At 60.1% G+C, this 19478-nt stretch carries 17 protein-coding genes; 4 read left to right on the top strand and 13 right to left on the bottom strand.

What is annotated here, in order from left to right:
- Positions 1-87 precede the first annotated feature (87 nt).
- From ACA047_RS05855 to ACA047_RS05845, 3 genes are all read right to left on the bottom strand, one after another.
- Positions 88-1578 (bottom strand): MFS transporter, encoded by a 1491-nt coding sequence (locus tag ACA047_RS05855; protein WP_497357504.1) that lies wholly within the window; start codon positions 1576-1578, stop codon positions 88-90.
- 94 nt (positions 1579-1672) lie between these two features.
- Positions 1673-2953 (bottom strand): acyl-CoA dehydrogenase family protein, encoded by a 1281-nt coding sequence (locus ACA047_RS05850; protein ID WP_497357502.1) that lies wholly within the window; start codon positions 2951-2953, stop codon positions 1673-1675.
- Between the two features lie 227 nt (positions 2954-3180).
- Positions 3181-3702 carry a hypothetical protein gene (locus ACA047_RS05845; protein ID WP_497357500.1) on the bottom strand — a complete coding sequence of 174 codons (522 nt, stop codon included), beginning with the start codon at positions 3700-3702 and terminating at the stop codon, positions 3181-3183.
- 347 nt (positions 3703-4049) lie between these two features.
- Here ACA047_RS05845 and ACA047_RS05840 point away from each other — a divergent pair, with 347 nt between their 5' ends.
- From ACA047_RS05840 to ACA047_RS05825, 4 genes are all read left to right on the top strand, one after another.
- The gene (locus ACA047_RS05840; RefSeq protein WP_497357498.1) at positions 4050-4688 is read left to right on the top strand and encodes a TetR/AcrR family transcriptional regulator; all 639 of its coding nucleotides are present in this window, start codon (positions 4050-4052) and stop codon (positions 4686-4688) included.
- A 372-nt stretch (positions 4689-5060) separates the two neighbouring features.
- The gene (locus ACA047_RS05835; RefSeq protein WP_497357496.1) at positions 5061-6107 is read left to right on the top strand and encodes an HlyD family secretion protein; all 1047 of its coding nucleotides are present in this window, start codon (positions 5061-5063) and stop codon (positions 6105-6107) included.
- Between the two features lie 2 nt (positions 6108-6109).
- Complete coding sequence (gene rbbA, locus ACA047_RS05830; protein ID WP_497357494.1) at positions 6110-8851, top strand: ribosome-associated ATPase/putative transporter RbbA; 2742 nt, start codon at positions 6110-6112, stop codon at positions 8849-8851.
- Between the two features lies 1 nt (position 8852).
- Positions 8853-9977 (top strand): ABC transporter permease, encoded by a 1125-nt coding sequence (locus tag ACA047_RS05825; RefSeq protein WP_497357492.1) that lies wholly within the window; start codon positions 8853-8855, stop codon positions 9975-9977.
- 201 nt (positions 9978-10178) lie between these two features.
- Here the strand turns inward: ACA047_RS05825 and ACA047_RS05820 are convergent, their stop codons facing one another.
- The 10 genes from ACA047_RS05820 to ACA047_RS05775 all read right to left on the bottom strand — a co-directional run bounded on the left by ACA047_RS05820 (position 10179) and on the right by ACA047_RS05775 (position 19371).
- Complete coding sequence (locus ACA047_RS05820; RefSeq protein ID WP_497357490.1) at positions 10179-11582, bottom strand: 3-oxoacid CoA-transferase; 1404 nt, start codon at positions 11580-11582, stop codon at positions 10179-10181.
- Between the two features lie 6 nt (positions 11583-11588).
- A complete protein-coding gene (locus ACA047_RS05815; RefSeq protein ID WP_497357488.1) occupies positions 11589-12008 on the bottom strand; it encodes a Zn-ribbon domain-containing OB-fold protein in 420 nt (139 codons plus the stop codon).
- A complete protein-coding gene (locus tag ACA047_RS05810; RefSeq protein ID WP_497357486.1) occupies positions 12005-13159 on the bottom strand; it encodes a thiolase family protein in 1155 nt (384 codons plus the stop codon). The genes ACA047_RS05815 and ACA047_RS05810 overlap by 4 nt, the downstream gene beginning before the upstream one ends.
- A 259-nt stretch (positions 13160-13418) precedes the next feature.
- Entirely contained in the window at positions 13419-13952 is a 534-nt protein-coding gene (locus ACA047_RS05805) for a VOC family protein (RefSeq protein ID WP_497357484.1), read from the bottom strand.
- Positions 13953-13985: 33 nt separating this feature from the next.
- Positions 13986-14543 carry a carboxymuconolactone decarboxylase family protein gene (locus ACA047_RS05800; protein ID WP_497357482.1) on the bottom strand — a complete coding sequence of 186 codons (558 nt, stop codon included), beginning with the start codon at positions 14541-14543 and terminating at the stop codon, positions 13986-13988.
- Between the two features lie 2 nt (positions 14544-14545).
- On the bottom strand, positions 14546-15376 hold the full coding sequence (locus tag ACA047_RS05795) for an SDR family NAD(P)-dependent oxidoreductase (protein WP_497357480.1): 831 nt from the start codon (positions 15374-15376) through the stop codon (positions 14546-14548).
- Positions 15376-16101 (bottom strand): dienelactone hydrolase family protein, encoded by a 726-nt coding sequence (locus tag ACA047_RS05790; RefSeq protein WP_497357478.1) that lies wholly within the window; start codon positions 16099-16101, stop codon positions 15376-15378. Before ACA047_RS05790 ends, ACA047_RS05795 begins: the two co-directional genes overlap by 1 nt.
- Positions 16098-16847, bottom strand: a complete 750-nt coding sequence (locus ACA047_RS05785; protein WP_497357476.1) for a carboxymuconolactone decarboxylase family protein — start codon at positions 16845-16847, stop codon at positions 16098-16100. Before ACA047_RS05785 ends, ACA047_RS05790 begins: the two co-directional genes overlap by 4 nt.
- 11 nt (positions 16848-16858) lie before the next feature.
- Positions 16859-18112, bottom strand: a complete 1254-nt coding sequence (locus tag ACA047_RS05780; protein WP_497357474.1) for an acyl-CoA dehydrogenase family protein — start codon at positions 18110-18112, stop codon at positions 16859-16861.
- Positions 18109-19371 carry an acyl-CoA dehydrogenase family protein gene (locus ACA047_RS05775; protein WP_497357472.1) on the bottom strand — a complete coding sequence of 421 codons (1263 nt, stop codon included), beginning with the start codon at positions 19369-19371 and terminating at the stop codon, positions 18109-18111. Before ACA047_RS05775 ends, ACA047_RS05780 begins: the two co-directional genes overlap by 4 nt.
- Positions 19372-19478 lie beyond the last annotated feature (107 nt).

The raw sequence follows: 19478 nt of genomic DNA, 5'->3' as shown, positions 1-19478 counted from the left end.
CGAACGGGCCTCAACAGCACCGCGCAAGAAAGCACGCTGGTCTGCCGACACCGCAGGCGGCTGGATCCCTCCAGCCGACCGTGGCGGTTATGAGGTCGTTGTCATCCGATCAGGCACCGTCTCCCCCTGAGGCGGTTGGAGCCCCCATGGTTTGGGGAACTTCGGGAGCATCGCCGCGAGAATGACCGCGATCACACCGGCTGCGATAAGCATCAGGAGAGGAACGGTGTAGCTGCCGGAACTTGCCTTGGTCGCACTGACGATGAAGGGAGACAGCGCCAACGCCGGCGAGGTGATCGCGAGGGTCAGACCCTGCAATGCGCCGAAGGACTTCAGTCCGAAGTACCTGGCGATCAATGTAGGAGCCAGTGTCGATTCTGCGCCGGTTGCGAAACCGAGCAGCGCCATGGAGACGTAGAGGAGCACAACAGAGCCGCTATTGACGAGCGCGAGCGCCAGACCAATTGGCACTGCTGCGAGGAGCACCGCCGCGACCCAGGGACGGCTCGCTCGGTCGAGGACAGTCCCGGCGGCGAGCAGCCCGAGGACCGACGTGCTGAAGAGCACGGACAGCGCGAGAGAGACCGTTGCCGAATCGATGCCGGCCTGGCCGTAGAAGTCCACTGCGTTCAGGCGTAGCGCAATCGGTCCTGCGGCCGCTAATGCGAGAAACAGCGTGATGGAGATCCATGCACGCGTCGAAACCGCCTTCTTGAACGGCACGCCGGGCAGACTGGCATCCACGGTCTTCGGCATGACCGCTGCTGCGGCTGTCTTCGGTTCGCTGATGAGCCACAGGACAGCCGGGATGCCGATGACGGCGATCGCGATCGCAATCACATAGTAGGTGCCGTCCCAACCGAATCCGGCAAACACAGATGGGTCGACGGCGGGAATCGCGCCTACGGGAAGTTCACCCGGCGGCGCGCCGGCGCTCATACCCGGCATCATCGGGGGCAGCGCCGGTGCATTGCCGTTCACGAGCCACTGGAACAGCGGGGAGAAGACGGCGCTGAAGAGGCTGGACGCTACGCCGACGAGGCCAAAACCGATCCCGCGGTGCTCGGGGAACCACCCAGAGATAACCTTGAATGCTATCCCCAGGCTTGCACCGAATCCGAAGGTCGACGCGAGAATCAGGAGTGCTCCCAGCAGCCAGGTCGTCCCCACAGCCAGGGGGATGATCGCCGTGGTGATCGCGTACAGAATCAGCGCCGGGAGAGCAACCCGCTGAGCCCCTAGCCGATCGACCCAACGTCCGGCGATAGGCAGGACGAGCGGGCCGACGAACAGTGGCAGGGTGACGAAGAGCAGGATCGCTTCCGGCGGCGGCGTGCCTGTCTTCATTGCAAATGCTGGCACCACGAACGGTGTCAGCGCCGAGAGACCGGCCGGCCCCATAGCCACGAGAATCAGACTGCCGATGAGTGCAGCCTTGGCTCGACCGGACGACCTCATGAAGTCGGCAAAGTACTGTTTCCAACTAATCTTCGGTGCGCCGTCGCGCGTCGCTGCTGCCCCACCTGGATACGGCGTAGCGGGAGATCCCGTCGTTACAGATAGATTCGCTTGAGACATAGGAACTCCTTGAACTCAATGCACGCGGGCGTCGGTGATGCCGCGCTTCAGTTATTTTTATTGGTGATTGCGTTTGAGCACGATCGCAGCGGATCTAAGGACGAGGCGGCATCCCTCCAGGCGGCATACGAGGTGGCATTCCCGCTGACGGCGGAACCTGCGGCGAACCGGCACCCGGAGGAGGAGAACTGAGGGCAACCATCATCGGGAAAGGCTCAAGACCGAACAGGTCCCGTCCAGTGATTTCAGCCATCGGATCAATGCGGAACGCACCATGCGTCGCCAGCACATGGATGTCGCGTACGGCGCGCTGGAGCGGATTGCTAAGGGCGACAGCGGATGAGCCGAGTGCGAGCAACAAGCCGTCGACCACGCGCAGGCACTCATGGATTTGATGGACCAGGTCCATCGTGATCTCAGGCTCATCCCACGGGAAGAACTCCTCCTGTGCGACCGCCCGCCGGTCGATCTCGTCGGCATGACGCCAGAGCACCGCATTGGCCCCGTTGATGACGGCACGGGCCTTGCCAGCGACGACTTGGATTGTCGCCATCTGCGACATCGTCTTGTACGGGAGGTTGAAGGGTGGCCGCTTCGCCGCCTGCTCAAGGAACGAGTCCAGGGCACCCTCTGCGATACCGACCGCCAGTGCAGCGAAGGAACACGTCATGGCGACCATGCTGCCAATCGTGCTGTGCTTGAAGGCCATTCCGGCGTACTTTCCGCGCAACGCTTCCGTCAGTCGCGGCAGGTCGTTCGTGTGGACGGTGCGGTAGTCCGGCACGAAGACTTCCTGATCCGCTCGGACGCTGTTCGAGTTCGTCGCCTGCAGACCCATGACATGCCAGTCGTCGACGATCGTATACTGGTCGTGCGAGAGTATCCCCATCGCGCGGCGGCGTTCTCCGCTTGCCGCATCGTCGTATTCAAATCCGACTGCGCCCCAAGCTGCATGTTTGCTACCGCTGCCGAAGGACCATTTCCCCTTCACCATGTAGCCGCCGTCGACTTTACGGCCGTCGCCGACCTTCGGTGCGAAGACTGTGGCGCCAAACATGATTGGCCCGACCCAGTCGCTGATGCAGGCGAAGACTTCATCGCGAGCCTTCGGGTCGAAGCCCAGCGCGTTCCTGGCGGCGCTCGAGACGATCACGAGCCAGCCCGCCGAGGCGTCGCCCTGACCGAGCGCTTTCACGATCTCCGCCGAGTCGCGTGCGCCCAGTGCGGACCCTCCAAGCTCGATCGGGATCGTAATCTTAAAGGCACCTACGCGGTGGACGGCCTCAAGGGTGGCTGGCGCCAGCGCCCCGAGTTGCTCGCCTTCGGCCGCGTGCTTGCGCAACAGCGGCAGCATCTCGAGGATTTCATCGCGCATCCGACGCCCAACCTCGCTGAGGTAAGGTGACTCGGAAAACTTCGGCTGGCGGACCGAAGGCCCTCCCAGCGGCGGCAATCCCGAAGGGGGACCTCCTACGGGTGGTGTAATGTCCAAGGTCATCAGTTTTACTCTACGTTGTTATTGTGGTTGAGAGTCAGGCTGGGTCAGGGACGAGGTCCTGGCGCTAGACCGAGTGCACGACGGTTCGTCCGTAGACCCTATTCTCAATTTCCCATCGGGTTCTGTCCGGGCACCACTTTGCGGAAGGTGCTCCAGTGCTCGGCGATCTTGCCGTTGTGGACCCGAAAGACGGTGAGGATATTCCACTCGTAGGTTGCGCCAGGCACGACTGGATCGGGTGCGAGTTCGCGCATCATGATGCAGCCGACCTCTCCGTCGAGAATGACACTCACCACGGGCGGCGGTGTCGAACCGGCTATGGGCACAAGCCGGAATTGCTCGATGAGTTTGTCACGGCCGTGGCCGAACGCGTTCGGGTCGTGCTGGATGTAATCCTCGGTGATGTACTTGGTCATCACCTCGGCGACCCGCTCTTGCACCACATTGTCACGGACTATTCGGGAAAGGTCGGCTTCGAACTCGATGAGCAACCGCTTGATCGCGGTGCGCTCTGGCGACGGGTCGGCCGCGACAGCGGCTTTGAACTCATCGTTATCAAGCCAATTCATATAGATGGCGGGATCACTGATCTCAGCGATGCCGTTGACGATCTTGAATCCGCTCACTGTTGTGGCCCTCCCTTCGGACCACTGGACGCAGGCGGCATGCAAAGCATTGGCGATACATTACTGGACATCTTCAGCTCCTCTTATTTTTTTGATCAAGAACTTCGACTAGCCCAAGACTGTACTGTACAGTACAGCCCTGTCAATTGCTTTTTGCCGAAGGTGAGGAGATTGCGTTTCTCTGGAGCAAGGCTGTGGATTAAGCCTTTGATTCGCCCCCCGCTTAAGCTATAAGGCCGGACGGTCGGCGCTCTCCGTGATGTCCTTCCCAATGCAACACTCATGCTAGGACCTGAATAATGCCCCACCCGCAAATCCAGATTTCCAGATCAAAACGAGAGTTGATCATGGCCGCCGCCGTCGATCTTCTTTTGGCCAACGGGTACGAGCGAACGTCCATGGACGCAGTGGCCGCCAAGGCAGGCGTTTCAAAGACAACGGTTTATGCACACTTCTCGGATAAGCTCGAGTTGTTCCACGCCGTCATGGCAGAGGCCGCTTCAGACTTCGCGATCGACCTGGGCAGCGTGGTCGAAAGCCGATCGGTAGCCGATCCGCAAGAGCAACTCATCATCGCGCTGATCGAGGTGGTCAAGGCTGCGTCGGCTCCTCAGCTGACCGCCTATTTCCGTGTTCTCATTGCCGAGCTTGATAGACGCAGCGAGTTGCAGGCCATTTTTGAGCAGGTTCAGTCGGGAATGCCGGACGTGATCCGGATCTTGGCATCTCTCATCGTCGAGGTGGCCAATACCCGCGGTTATCGTGTCGAAGACCCAGAGCGATATGCCGCACTGCTGATTCGACTGACAGCGCCGGGCACCCAGTTTGATACCCTGGTCTCGAACTTCCGTCCGCCGGACGAACTGTTGGCGGCACACGTCAGGCTTATCGTAAGCATCTTCTTCGATGGCATAGGACCGAAGGACAGCGACGAGAAAGTCGCAGCACTTCCTCCCGTCTACGTATATCCCATTCGGACGTTATAGACCTCGACCTTCGCCATGCGCATCGTCTTGATCGTTGCGAGGCCGCCTGGTATCCGCACCGATAAATTCCCGACACTTTCTAGCTATATTCGCAAATGCCTTACTCAGTAAGAATAACTCGTCGAAACCCCGATAACGCCGCAGCCGACCATGACGCCATGGCCAGCCCAGATACAGCTCAATTGATTGATAAAGATCAACGCTATGCCCGGCGGTTAATGGGCAACATCCCATGGAACAGACTGACTTGGGTATTCACAGGACACCGTTGACGAAAACACGCGATCCGATTTCCTTCCCGCAGCTCGACAGGTACATGCGCGCAGCCCAATAAACGCTTAGCGTGCCCACTCCACGCCCAAGGATTCGATCGTGACGACCATCCCGAGTAACGATGCAAAACCTGTCAGACGGCGTATTTCCGCCAGGGTCCTTATCCTCCTTGCAATTGCTTTGGCAGCCGGTGTCGGTGGCGCTTGGTATTGGTGGCAGAGCCAGCAGGACAAGGTGCCCGAGGGCCTGGTATCGGGGAACGGGCGCATCGAATCCGACCAGGTCGACATCGCCGCGAAGTCGGCCGGGCGCATCCGGGAAGTGCTAGCCCAGGAAGGCGATCTCGTCACGGCGGGACAAGTGTTGGCGCGCATCGATACAGCGGAGTTGCAGGCCCAGCGCGCCAAATACGCCGCCGACGTGGCTTCAGAGGAAGCCTCTATGCTCGAGGCGAAGGCGACCGTCACTCAACGGCAGGCAGAACTGATCCTCAAGAGAGCAAATCTTCGCCGGGCCCTTAAGCTCGTCGAAACCGGAGCGATCAGCCAAGAGGACCGCGATCAGGCGCAGAGCGAACACGATTCCGCACGCGCCGTCCTTGAAGCCGCGCAGAGGATCGTGACAGCGCGCGAGCGTTCGGTCACGGCCGCACAAGCCCTGGTCGATCAGATCGACGCCCAGATCGCCGACACCATCCTCCTGGCGCCGGTGCGGGGTCGCGTCCTCTATCGGCTGGCCAATCCCGGGGAAGTCCTTTCGGCGGGTGGCAAGGTCCTGACGATCATCAATCTGTCGGAAATCTACATGGAGATCTACCTCCCCTCCGAGCAGGCCATGCGCATACCCATTGGGTCGCAAGCGCGAATTCAGTTCGACGGTACCGATTTCGCCGTCCCAGCTAAAGTGAGCTTCGTTTCTCCAGAAGCTCAGTTCACGCCCAAGCAGGTCGAAACGCGCAGTGAGCGCGACAAGCTGATGTTCCGGGTCAAGCTGCGCATACCGCCAAGCCTCGTCGAGCGTCACGTCGAACAGGTGAAGACGGGCGCACGTGGCCTCGGCTATGTGCGCCTCGATCCGAACCCGCCCAATTGGCCGGACAACCTGCAAAAGCGTATCCAGGATGACCCTGTTGATGCGGGAGATTGACGATGGTGGCTTGCGTAGCACCGATCGCCAAGATTTCCGGCATGACCCATGTCTACGGCAAGGTCTGCGCGCTCGACGATGTGTCGCTCGAACTGCCGAGCGGCCGGATGGTGGGCGTCATCGGCCCTGATGGCGCCGGCAAGTCCACGCTTCTGGGCCTGATCGCCGGAGCGCGGAAGCAGCAGACCGGATCGATCGAGGTCCTCGACGGCAGCATGGGAAATGCACGACATCGCCGTTCCGTCTGCACACGCATTGCCTACATGCCACAAGGACTCGGCAAGAATCTCTATCAGGAAATCAGCGTCCGCGAGAACCTGGCCTTCTTCGGAACGCTCTTCGGTCTGTCCGCGTCGGAACGTGAAGCGCGCATTCTTCGCCTAGCGGCCGCAACCGGCCTGCTCCCCTTTCTCGATCGGCCCGCCGCAAAGCTGTCGGGCGGCATGAAGCAAAAGCTCGGGCTGTGCTGCGCGCTCATTCACGATCCCGATCTTCTCATTCTCGACGAGCCGACGACCGGGGTCGATCCGCTGTCGCGCCGACAGTTCTGGAATCTCATCGGTGATCTGCGGCGCGAGCGGCCGACGATGAGTGTCGTCGTCTCCACCGCCTATATGGATGAGGCGAGTTATTGCGATTGGCTCATCGTGATGGATCACGCAAAAGTACTCGCCTGCGGCACAGCGGATGATTTACGAGAGAAGACCGGCGAACAGGACCTCGAAGCAGTCTTTGTCGCCCTGCAGCCAGGACAAAAATCGGCGCCTGAGCGCCTCGTCATTGCGCCACGCAAACCGAGCACAGAGGCACCGGTCATTGTCGCGAAAAATTTGACCTGCCGTTTTGGCAGTTTTACCGCGGTCGATCGCGTCAGCTTCGCCATCGAGCGCGGAGAAATCTTCGGTTTCCTCGGTTCGAACGGCTGCGGCAAGACAACAACCATGAAGATGCTGACCGGGTTGCTGGCGCCGAGCGAGGGAGAGGCCCAGGTATGTGGAAAGCCGGTCGATGCCAACGACCTGTCGATCCGCCAGCGCGTTGGCTTCATGTCGCAATCGTTCTCACTCTATGGAGAACTCACCGTTCAGCAGAACCTCCTTCTTCATGCCCGCCTTTTTCATCTGACCGCGGACCACATTAAGGACCGTATCGCTAAACTCCTGGTCGATGTCGGTCTTGTCGATTATGTCGACGCTGAAGCCAATTCGCTGCCGCTCGGAGTGCGGCAACGCCTTTCTCTGGCCGTGGCGATTGTGCACGACCCCGAGCTGCTGATCCTCGATGAGCCCACCTCGGGTGTCGATCCGCAGGCACGCGACGAGTTCTGGCGCCTGCTCGGCGATCTGTCGCGAAGCCGCAATGTCACGATCTTCGTCTCCACGCACTTCATGAGCGAGGCGATGCGTTGCGACCGCATCTCATTAATGCACGCGGGGCGCGTCCTCGTATGCGACACGCCGCAGAACGTCATCGCTTCCAAAGGCGGCGCGGATCTCGAAGAGGCGTTCATCGCCTATATCGAAGACGCCGTAGCCTCTTCGTCCACGCCCGAATCGGCGACGGCCCAGGTGCAGATCCTGCAGACAGTCGAGGTTTCGTCGCCCGGCCGCTCGACCTTCATGCCGCTGCGACGCCTCCTCGCCTATGCCAAATGCGAGACGCTGTCGCTTATGCGCGATCCGGTGCGGCTCATCTTCGCCTTCCTCGGCTCCTTTATCATGCTGTTGATCTTCGGCTTCGGTGTCTCCAGCGACGTGAACAATCTCACCTACGCGGTGTTTGACCACGACAACACGCCGCAGAGCCGGGCCTATCTCGCCAATTTCTCGAGTTCGCAATATTTCACCGAAAAGACGCCGATCCGCAGCGTCGATGAAATGCAACAGCGCCTGAAGTCAAACGACATCACGCTTGCCATCGAGATTCCACCGGACTTCGGGCGCCTGGTGAAACGCGGCTCGGATTGGCAGGTAGCGGCCTGGATCGATGGCGCCAATACCTCGCGAGCCGCCACCATCGAGGGCTATGTCGAGCAGGCACACAATGCCTTCTCCGAACAGCGAGACAGGGAGTCCAGCGCCCCGACGAGCTCAGCTCCGACGACCAGCCTCGAGGTCCGCTACCGTTATAACCCGACGGCCGAAAGCATCTATTCGATCGGGCCGTCCGTGCCGGCGATGCTGCTCATGATGTTTCTCGCCATTCTGATGGCCGTCAGCGTCGCCCGCGAAAAGGAGATCGGCACAATTACGAACTTTTACGCCACGCCCACAACGCGGCTGGAGTTCCTGATCGGCAAGCAACTGCCCTATATCGGCGTCGGCATGATCAACTTTTTCATCATGACCGCGACCGTACTGTTCCTCTTCGAGGTCCCGCTCAAGGGCGACGGTCTCACGCTGACCCTCGGCGCGCTTCTCTATGTCGCGGCGGCCACCGGCTACGGGCTGTTCATCTCGACCTTCACGTCGAGCCAGGTGGCAGCGGTGTTCGCCGCAGCGGTGCTGTCATTGCTGCCGACCATGCAATTCTCCGGCATGATGCAGCCCGTCTCGACGCTGGAGGGTGGTGCACGCCTCATGGGGTCGTTTTGGCCCACGAGCTACTACATGCATATGAGCGTCGGCGCGTTCACCAAGGGGCTTGGCTTCAGCGACATGGCTACCGATCTGCTGTCGCTGGCCCTGTTTTGCCCGGCCTTCCTGTTGCTGTCCGCGCTCCTCTTGCGCAAACAGGAGAAATAACGTGCGCAGCCTCTACAACATATTCTGGCTCGGCACCAAGGAACTGCGCACCCTCTCGAAGGACGTGATGATGATCCTCTTCATCGTCTGGTCCTTCGGCTTCAGTATCTATATGCAGTCGACTGGAGCCGGCGAGACCGTCAACAACGCCGCCGTGGCAATCGTTGACGAAGACAATTCCAGCCTCTCGCGATCGATTGCCGGACTTTTCTATCCTCCTTACTTCCAGACGGCCAAAATGATCAGCGCCGCCGATATCGATCGCGCCATGGACGAAGGTCTCTACACCCTCGTCGTCGTCATTCCTCCACGCTTTGAAGCGGACGTGCGTAAAGGACGCGATATCGAAGTTCAGGTTAACGTGGACGCCACCGCCGTCCAGCAGGCGTCCTTGGGCGCCGGCTATATCCAGAGCATGGTGACCGACGAGGTCGAGCACTACCGGCAGGAGACGGAGCAAACCACCGGTCTCTCCTCCGATCTCGTCATCCGCCGCGCCTTCAATCCGAACGGCACGCAATCCTGGTTCCGTGCGATCGTCGGCCTCGCCGATCAGTTGTCGATGCTGATCATTATCCTGACCGGCGCGGCGCTCCTGCGCGAGCGGGAACACGGCACAATCGAGCACCTGCTGGTGATGCCGCTGACGGCCTTCGAGATTGCGCTCGCCAAGGTGTGGTCGAACGGGTTGGTGATCATCCTCGGCTTCATCTGCTCGCTTTTATTCGTGATCGAGGGTCTGCTCGACGTTCCGATTGCCGGCTCGCGTGGTCTGCTGGTGCTTGGAACCGTCATCTACGTCTTCGCCACAGCGGCGATCGGGATTTTCCTCGGCACACTCGCCCGCACCATGGCGCAATTCGCGCTTTTGATGATTATGGCCGTGATGCCGATGATGATGCTATCGGGCGGCATGTCGCCGATCGAGAGTCAGCCGCAATGGGTCCAGTACGTGACATGGTTTTTCCCGTCACGGCACTATGTGAGCTTCATGCAGGCGATCGTTTATCGAGGTGCGGACCTGAGCATCGTCTGGAAAGAGTTCCTGACGGTCCTGGTGATGGGAGTGACATTTCTCTCGGTGAGTCTGGTGCTGTTCCGACGGTCCGTTGCAACCTTGCACTAGGGGGACGGACCGAAGTCATTCCCACTCGATGGTCAATCGTTCGGCAAGCGCGCCTTGTCGACACTCGGCGTGAAGAAAACCAGCGTGCGGACACCCTCTAGAGGGTGTCCGAGGCATGGGCAAAAGCCGAAATGAAATTCAAAATCGCCGCTATCCGTTGCCTTTGCCACAGCAGCATTGCACCGCTGCGGCGAGGTTGCATCACACAGGTTTGGCGTCAGGCTGCATGACGCGAACGTTGTCCGCGATCAACAGTTCCATATCGGTCAACTCCTGGATTTCAGCGACGGAGAAGCCCGGAGCGATTTCTTCGAGTACAAACCGGTTGCCTCGACGCACCAGCAACGCGAGGTCAGTCACGATCACATCGACACACTGAGGCGCTGTAAGCGGATATTTGCATTCACGTACGAGCTTGGAGCGCCCCTTGCTGTCGCTGTGTTCCATCACAATGATGAGCTTACTTGCGCCAGCGATCAGATCCATCGCGCCACCAATGCCACCTCCGACCTGACCCGGTACGCTCCAATTGGCGAGATCGCCGTTTTGTGCCACTTGGTACGCGCCTAGAAGCACAGCCGAAAGCTTGCCGGAACGGGCCACCTCGAACGACACAACACTGTCAAACAATGCGCCACCGGGCCGCATGTCAATGAAGCCGCCAGCGGCGTCGAAAAAATCAGGATCAGGTACCCCGGAGTCGTCGAGCAGCTCATAGCCCAATGCACCGTTCTCAGCGTGGAGCGTGATGCTGCGCCCGCTGATATGTGAGGCCACTAATGTCGGTAAGCCGGAGCCTAAGTTGACGTAACCGTGCTCCGGCAACAGCGCTGCGGCTCGTTGAGCAAACTCCAGCCGCGAGAGCGCTGGCTTGCCAAAGTACTCACGCCGGGTGTCTGGGGCCCGACGCCCTAGCGCCCCCTTGGGTATCGCCACTTTCTTGGTGGCGACCACGACCCGAGACACGAAGATGCCAGGCAAGCCCACTCGCTCCGGTGGGATAGCTCCCACTTCAACAATTTCATCAACCTCCACAATGGCAACACGCGCGCCCTTTGCGAAGCTCGGATGAAAATGCATGCTGCTGCCGCGAAACTCAACGTTGCCATTGGCGTCCGCACGGAAACCCCGCACCAGGGCGTAGTCAACCGGCAGTGCTTTTTCAAGCACGTACGCTTTGCCGTCAAACTCGCGCAACTCTTTGCCGTCTGCCAACGGAGTGCCCACGGTCACTGGACTGTAGAAGGCTGGCAGCCCGGCACCCGCCGCGCGCAAGCGTTCAACGAGAATCCCTTGCGGTACCATTTCCAGCTGCACGTCACCGGCAGAGGCGCGTTGCTCCACGAGAGAAGGAAGGCCGGGGCGCGCCGAAAAAGACAGAACGACCTTACTGACTTGCCCATTCTCAAGGAGCAGTTCCGGCCGGTATTCACCGGCACCCAGGGAGTTGGCGACCAGGCACAGGTCGCGCGCGCCCTGGTCTCTCAGGGCAATCACCAGGCTGTTCGGATAGCTATGTCCCACGCCAAAGCCGGCAATGGCGACGCTGGAGCCGTTCGGAATATCGGCTACGGCGGCCTCGGGGGTGGAGAATATTTTTGTCATTGATACTTACTCAGTAAGGAGGGGGCGGAAACGCAACAACGCGGCTGAATCTCCCGCATCGCAGAACACTGCGCTGACGGACTGACCAATCTGAAGTTGCGCGGGATCGCAGTCGATGATGTTTGTCATCACCCGTGGGCCTTCTTGAAGGTCGACGAAGGCGAGCACATAAGACGGTGTCTCGCGGTACGCGCCTTCGCCACGGCGAACAATCGTGAAGCTGTAGATCGAGCCGCGTCCGCTTGCCTCAAACCATTCGACGCATGTGTGTCCACACTCCGGGCAGAATTGCCGCGGATACCAAATGACAAAGCTGCACTGTTGGCAGCGCGGCAGCATCAGCCGACCAGCCTTCGTCCCATCCCAGAAAGGTTTGGTTTCCGGGACAACGAGCGGGGAAGGCGCCGGCAGTTCAGAGCCATTCATGCATCACCTCGACCAAGAATTAATGTCGCACTGCACAGGCGCGAGATGCCGCCGCCCGTACCGTGCGCCAGTGCCAGTTTGCAATCTTTGACTTGCACTTCTGGATGGGCCTCGCCGCGAAGCTGTCGAACAGCTTCGATGATTTTGATCATGCCGCCTTGATAGCCGGGGTGGTTGTTGCACAGGCCACCGCCATCGGTGTTGATCGGAAGTCGCCCCCCCACGCGCAACGCCCCGTCAGCCGCAAACGCGCCACCCTGCCCTTTCTTGCAAAATCCAAGATCTTCCAAGGTCATCAACACCGTAATGGTGAAGGAGTCGTAAATGGAGGCGTAATCGATGTCAGCCGGCGTCACGGACGCTTCCTTGAAGGCCGCTGGGCCCGACCACACCGCGGCGGTGTAAGTCATGTCCAAACGTCCACTCATGGTGTGCTTGATCGCTTCGCCATGACCCAGGATCTTGACCGATTGGCGCTTCAGATCGGCTGCCACCTCCGGGGTCGTGACAATCACCGCGCCGCCGCCATCGGTGACGACACAGCAATCGAGCCGACGCAGCGGATCGGCGACGAAAGGTGAAGCGAGCACCTCGTCGATGGTGACCGGTTTCTGCAGCAGGGCGTTCGGGTTGAATTGAGCGTGAAACGAAGCGGCCGCCTTCACTTCAGCGAGTTGGCGCGCCGTCGTTCCGTATTCGTACATGTGCCGCCGCGCGGCCAGGGCATAGATCCCGATGTTGGTTTCACCGTAAGGCGCCTCGAAGGCATACTCGGGCGTGTCCGGCGGCAACTTCGCACTGCGTACGATGCCGCGAACCCGCGCGCCTTGTGTCACCAATGCGATACGGCACTTGCCGCTTGCCACTGCGAGCGCTGCGTGGCCGACATGACACAGATAGGACGATCCGCCGGTAAAAGTCGAATCGGTATAACGCAGGTTTTTAAGGCCAATATATTCGGCTAGCGAGATGGCCCCAAACCCGAGCTGGCCGGTGCAAAAAAAGCCATCGACATCCTCTAGCCGAAGCCCGGCGTCGGCGAGCGCGCCCAACGCCACCTCCGCGTGAATCTGCTGTGCCGACCGATCCGGTAAGTCTCGGCCAGGGTGCTCATACGCACCTATGATTACCGCCTTTGCGTTTAAGCTCACGAACTACTCCAGGACTCATTGCGATGTCCCTACATTAGAGGCCATGGAGCCGAGCTGCCAGGCACGCCGCGCAAGTGTCCGCAGTGTGAATCTATAGGCTCTTGAGTGTTGAAACGGCGTGCCAAAAACCAGCGGCTTAAGGCCAAAGCCGCCGATGATCAGAAGTAAAATCTTGATGAGAGACTGGAGACGACGGCCGTAAGTATCTACGGCTGCCGCGCTGCGCAGGCTTGGCCGACGCTCGTCACCGTCGGCAAGGTTATTGAGCCTTCGCTGCCTCGAAGCGCTGAACGAGCTTGAGCCGCCATTGCTCAATGCTCTGAAACCCAGGTAGCGTACGGCACAAGTCCTCTGTCCCTTGACGCAACACTTGCTCGGGTTGATCCAGATCGATCGGTGCCCGAAAGGGCTGGTCGACATACCACGGCGTATCGACAAACGCCTCCGCCCGATTTCCCTCGGGGTCGCGGAAATAAATCGACCATGCCGTCCCATGAGTGATGATGTCGAGGTCCTCGATCGCCTCGCGCTTGAGAGCGGTACCGATGCGTTTCAACTCGGCAAGGCTCGACACGCGAAAGGAGATCTGATTGATGACTCGCGAATGATCATCGGCATCCCGACCGTTGGCGATGACGAACTGGTGATGCACCTCGGGCTCTGACGTCAGAAAAACAATCGACCGCTCCGGGCCGCGCTTAATGTCACTGATGACAAAACCGAACACGCGCTGATAGAAGCCCAGCATGGCTTCGAAATCGCGCACATGAATACCCACGTGTCCCAAGTCCATCGTTATCCCCCTTTTCTAATGGAATTTTGCACTTCACTCGTTACGGGCAGGAAGCGGAAAGCGCTCCAGATACGTCATGAATTCCGGCTCCAGATCGATCTCAAGAGCCGCCATGATTCGAACCATGCCGTTGTATTCGCCGATGGCGATGAGTAAGTCGATGAGCGATTCGGCATCCAGCCCTTCACTTAAAACCGCGAACGTTTCATCACTTAAGCTCAGCTGCTGCGTCATCTCGCGCGTTGCCTGCAGGACAGCGCGAGCGAGCGGATCGAGTGACGACTCCTGCCCGGCACTGTCGGCGGCGATGGCCAGAATGTCCGCCTCACTGACACCAAACGACAACGCGACATCGACATGGTGGGCGTATTCGTACTCACTGCCCGTCGAGTACCCCACCTGCAAAATCGCCAGCTCGCGCAAGCGCGGATTAAGCTTGCTCTCGTGCCGCAGGTACATCCCGGTGCCGGCCACATGCCGGGCACCCCGTGGGCTGTTGGCGAGTGCACGTGTGATGTTGGATTTCATGCGTGGCATGTCCTGATATTCAGGTGCCAGGTCCTCTCGATCGAGGTAGCGTACACGCGCCATGATCAAACGCTCCCGCTGACGATCAGCGCCAGTGGATCGAGGCCAGCCTGTGCAAACTCGACGATCTGCTCCTCATGGCCGACTTGCGAACTGATCAGGAATTTCTCCTGGCGCAGCCCATCAATCAACACGGAAGCGGCGAACTCTGGGGTCGCGGGTTTACCGCGCCGAGGGTCCACGCCATCGAGAAACTGCGCCATGCTCGGGATCGCGGTACCTGAAGTGGTCAGGCTCTGACCGCCGGGACGATCCGACGTAGCCGTAATGCCGGGGCAGAAGACCGACACACGCACGCCGTGCGGTTTCAACGCGTGCGCCAGGCCGTAACTCATCGCCAGTTGCGCACCCTTCGTTGTCGTATAGGGAATCTGAAAGCGCGTGGGTGGATCGGGCAGGATGGCCAGTGATGACGCGGTGTTGACCAGGTAACCACTGCCGCGCTCCATCATGGCGGGAAGTACGGCGCGTATCATGCGCACATAGCCAAGCACGTTCACTTGCAGCGCGGTGTCCCACGCCTCGAACGGAATATCTTCCACTCGCCCGGCGATGGGCGGCATCGAGGCATTGTTGATGAGCACATCGACCGGGCCGTATTTGGCACCGATCGTCTCCATCAACGCCGCGACGTCTTCATCCCGGGTGACGTCGCAGCGCACGCCTATCACGTCGCCGCCTTCGGCTTGAATCGATGAAGCCGCTTCCTCGGCCTTCGCACCGTTGAGATCGGCGATGACGACACGGCTTCCCAGCCGAGCCAACTCTTTAGCGGTCATGCGGCCAATACCGGTCGCCGCTCCGGTGATGAGGACAACTTTATTCGCGAATTCCATCAGTCTTTTTCCATTTCAAAGATCTCATTCAGAAATAGGCACAGCGCCGCCCAGGAACGGCGGTCGGCTGATGCCGAGTAGCCGAAGCCGGGGCGTGGATTGCTGCCTGCCTCGGGACTGGTAAAACCGTGGCCTGTGCCGCCATAAAGGTGGACCTGCCAATCAATCCCCGCCGCAGACACTTCTTCAGTGAAGGCGCTAATTTGCTCCGTAGGCACCAGGGGATCGGACGCACCCGAGCAGACCAACACCTTTCCCTGAATCCGGCTCGCGGTATTTTCCTGCGTCGGCGTCAAGGCACCGTGGAAGACCCCGACGCCTAGAAGCGGTGCGCCAGTGCGAGCCAACTCCAGCGCGCACCAACCGCCAAAGCAGTAACCGATCACCACCATTCGCTCCGGATCCACCTGTGGCACTTGAGCGAGCGCTTGAAGGCTTGCTTGCAGACGCTGGTGCAGCCGCTCAGGTTGGCTTTTGAGCAGATCAATGCCTGCGCGCATGGTCGTGGGGTCGTCGAATAACATGCCATCCCCGTGCACATCGGCGGCGAGAGCGACGTAATTCATCTGGGCGAGGGCCGCAGCGCGGCGGATCACATGCGGGCCGACGCCCGGCGCCTCCGGAAAAATCAGAATACCGGGCACCTTGCCCTGCACATCCGGGCATGCCAGTTGGCCGCAGAAGGTGCGGCCGTCGGCGCTATAGCGAAGAGGCGTTGTACTCAAGATGGCTTCTCCCACTCGTCAATCAGCACCGGAACGGGCAGCACGACCGCATGCACACCCATGCTTGTGATCAGCTTGCACACATCCATGATTTCGTTTGGGGTGGCGCCATTCGCGAGCGCCGCACGCATGTGTTGTCGCACCCCTGGGCCCGACAGCTGCGTGCACTGCGCGTACGCGGCCAAGGCGATTAGATGGCTGTCCTTGGGCGAGAGCAGACCGTTCGTGTCAATCGCTGCCTCGGCAAAGTTCAACCATGCCTCATAGAACGCAGGATCGACATTAATGGCGGCATCGACCTCGGGCAGTGCTGCGCCGAGCAGCTGAAGGTGCCTCTTGTGCACCGCCTGGACATGAGCCTTATGGTCGCTTGAGGACAGTGCGCCTGGCACAAGCTCCTCAAGGGCAGCTGCCCCGAGCAGATAGGTCTGCACACCGACCGTACTGACAATCATGGCCACCGCGATCAGTTCCTCGAGTGAGGCCCCGAATTGCCGGGCGAAACGTGCGTGCTGCCGCACGCCACGCTCGAAGAAATGTGTGGGCGAACAGTTGGTGGCCACATAGATCAACTCGCGCGTCTTGGGCGAGAGACTGCCGCGCTCAGCCGTGTAGGCGGACAACTCCAGATACGCCGCCACATAGGCTGGGTTGCTCTGCATCAGCCGTTCCCACTCATCATTCCAATAGCCGCGTCGCTGTTTGAAACTCTCCCGGATACGGGATGCTATTTCTTCGGAGGACATGATCGCATTCCTCAGAAAGGTGACAGGGGCGCGAAACCGAAATGGATGCGCGCAAAGTTCACGGCCGTTCGGTCCATCTGCTGGGTGAAGTGCGTGCGCTGAATCGCCAGGTCGCGGTAGTGACGCCCGAGCATCGACTTGCTTTGGCCGATCTGGGTGCCTGCCGTGGTGAAGAGGCGATCCGCAGCTTCAAACGCAAGACGGGTAGCCTGCTGCACCATCAGGAATATCCGACGGTCCTCCTCCTCGGAGAACTCGATACCCTGCTGCGACTGTGCCGTGCAGGCATCCATGTAATCCTGCGCCGCTTTGAGAAGCGCCGCGTCGGCATTGTCCATTAACGCCTGCGCCACACCGAAGTAATGTTGAAACTCGTGGTGTTCCATAAGCTTGGTTTTTGGCGCGAAGCGCATCGATTTAGTCCGCAGTAGCTCGTCGTATAGATCGAGCATGCCGCGCGCAGTACCCATCAACACGGCACCGCCCTCGATCATGAAGAACCCGGCCTTACGGCCGTTATACATAGGATTGGCATGCACCTTCTCGCCCGTGATACCCACCCACATCGCCAGCGGGGCCACTCGGTGTTCCGGGATGAACAGGTTTTCAACGACTACGCGGCGTGACCCGGTGCCTTGCATGCCCAACATGTTCCAGTTATCAATGATCGAATAATCTTTGCGATCGATCAGCATGAGCACCGGCTTGGGCGCGGCCCCCTCCTGAGGAATCAGGCCGCTCGCCATGATGTGAGTTGCAATGTCGCAGCCAGAGGCGAAATCCCAGAACCCCGACACAACATAGCCACCCGGCACGCGCTCCACGGGGATGGGCGAGCCTAGGGATGGGCAACGGTATTCTCCGTCGCTCCCATACGCTTCGATCTGAGCTTGCTCAGGGTGATCGGCGAGAATGATGGGATGACCCGAGGTCAACGCGAGCACCCAGCCACTTGAAGGACAGCCTCGTGCGACTTCGCTCATGACCCTGACATAGGTCGGGAGGTCGAATTCGTACCCGCCAAACCGACGCGGTTGCACCACGCGGTAAAAGCCGGCCTTGACGAATTCATCGTTGGTTTGCGGCAGGATGCGACCTGCCGCTTCGGTGGCCGCTTGCCGATCACGTAATGTGTGGCGCATTGCCGTGGCACGGCGGATCATTTCCTGCGGCGTCAGATCGACCTCGGGCGCTGGGATTGCGCCGCCAGCTATCGACACAGTGTGCGATCTCTGCCGATCGCGAGCTTGCTCAGCATCGATCACGGCTGCTTACTCCCTTGGAGTTGGTCGCGCTCTGCGAACAGTTGCCGGGCCAGATCCGCCGCTTTCAGCTCGAACTGCAATCCTGGGTTGGTGCGTGCCATGGAGATATCGCGGAAGTAGCGCTGCATGCGCGTTCCATTCTTCGCCGCGGCGCTGGTAGAGGCCGCGCGATACAGCATGTCCACGGCCTCGAACGACAGTTGCGCCGCATGCTGCAGCCCTGCCTGCAGACGCTGGTCATCCGAGCGTAGGTAGGTGCGTTTCCCTTCCATGCTCCAGCGTGCCAGGTCCATATATTCTTGCGCCGCGCCCACCACCGCGTGACGCGCCGCTTCGAGCTTGCCGAGTGCTATCCCGTAGGGACGCTGGTGATCCGGGTGTTCGGATTGCAGCACCGCATTAGGCCCGAACGCCTTGCGGCCGCGAATGATGCTCTCGTATTCATCCAGCGCCGCGTACCCAACGCCGACCATGATGGAGCTGATCTCGGTCTGGAAAAATCCCAGTGTTCCGCCGGCGTACATCGGATTGCCATGCAGCCGAGCACCTTCTGTACCTTGGGAGATGTTCGGATTGAAGAAATCCTCCCGCACCAGGTAGTGCTCCGGTATCCAGGCGCTTTGCATCTGCACACTGTTGGAACCACTGGCACGCATGCCAATAAAGTCGCCCCAGTTGTCCAGCATCGTCCATTCCGATCGCGGTACCAGCGCAACCCCTGCCTGCGGCGCCCCGCCCTCTTCGAGGATCCTCACACCCACCATCACGTGAGTTGAATACGGCACTCCTGAACAATAATCCCACGTGCCTTCCAAGCGCCAGCCACCGTCAGCGCGGATCGCAGTCCCTGAAGGAATGGCCCGTGCCGCCGCAGCAAAGTGCCCATCCGGCCCAAAAGCCTCCGCTTGCGCGCTCTCGCCAAACAGTTGCGCCACGTTAAGTGCATGCCCTGCCGACAAAGCCAGGCACCAGGCACTGCCCGGACAGCCGCGCGCCACTTCCATCACCATTCGCGCGAATGTCGGCACGTCGAACTCGTAACCGCCATAACGTCGCGGTTGCAAGGTCCGATAAAACCCCGCTTCCTCAAACGCCTTGTGCATCTCTGGCGAGTACGTCCCGCGATCCTCTGCCGCGGCCTGCCCTTCCAGTAACGCTGGGCGCAGTGCCACCGCACGCGCGATCAACTCTTGCGGACTCAATCCCGGCTCCGGCGGCGCCATCTCACCGGCCATTTTTTTCTGAAGCGAACTAACCATCGTTATCTCCTTAGCATTATTCTGTGGATGGCTACTCTGAGCATCCACAGTAGCCCCCGCGTATTGAGAGGGACAAGACGCGGTTGATGGCTGTCCGGCCTGTGTAT

The organism is Pseudomonas sp. LBUM1664, from assembly GCF_059695895.1.
The sequence above is the reverse complement of the archived record's forward strand: the minus strand, read 5'-3'. Positions and strand labels throughout refer to the sequence as shown.

Bases quoted from the DNA above. Each gene is read 5' to 3' on its own strand.
- ACA047_RS05795 (WP_497357480.1), bottom strand. From the start codon at position 15,376: ATGGAATTCGCGAATAAAGTTGTCCTCATCACCGGAGCGGCGACCGGT.
- ACA047_RS05775 (WP_497357472.1), bottom strand. From the start codon at position 19,371: ATGGTTAGTTCGCTTCAGAAAAAAATGGCCGGTGAGATGGCGCCGCCG.
- ACA047_RS05805 (WP_497357484.1), bottom strand. From the start codon at position 13,952: ATGGACTTGGGACACGTGGGTATTCATGTGCGCGATTTCGAAGCCATG.
- ACA047_RS05800 (WP_497357482.1), bottom strand. From the start codon at position 14,543: ATGGCGCGTGTACGCTACCTCGATCGAGAGGACCTGGCACCTGAATAT.
- rbbA (WP_497357494.1), top strand. From the start codon at position 6,110: ATGGTGGCTTGCGTAGCACCGATCGCCAAGATTTCCGGCATGACCCAT.
- ACA047_RS05840 (WP_497357498.1), top strand. From the start codon at position 4,050: ATGGCCGCCGCCGTCGATCTTCTTTTGGCCAACGGGTACGAGCGAACG.
- ACA047_RS05785 (WP_497357476.1), bottom strand. From the start codon at position 16,847: ATGTCCTCCGAAGAAATAGCATCCCGTATCCGGGAGAGTTTCAAACAG.
- ACA047_RS05815 (WP_497357488.1), bottom strand. From the start codon at position 12,008: ATGAATGGCTCTGAACTGCCGGCGCCTTCCCCGCTCGTTGTCCCGGAA.
- ACA047_RS05850 (WP_497357502.1), bottom strand. From the start codon at position 2,953: ATGCGCGATGAAATCCTCGAGATGCTGCCGCTGTTGCGCAAGCACGCG.
- ACA047_RS05820 (WP_497357490.1), bottom strand. From the start codon at position 11,582: ATGACAAAAATATTCTCCACCCCCGAGGCCGCCGTAGCCGATATTCCG.
- ACA047_RS05855 (WP_497357504.1), bottom strand. From the start codon at position 1,578: ATGTCTCAAGCGAATCTATCTGTAACGACGGGATCTCCCGCTACGCCG.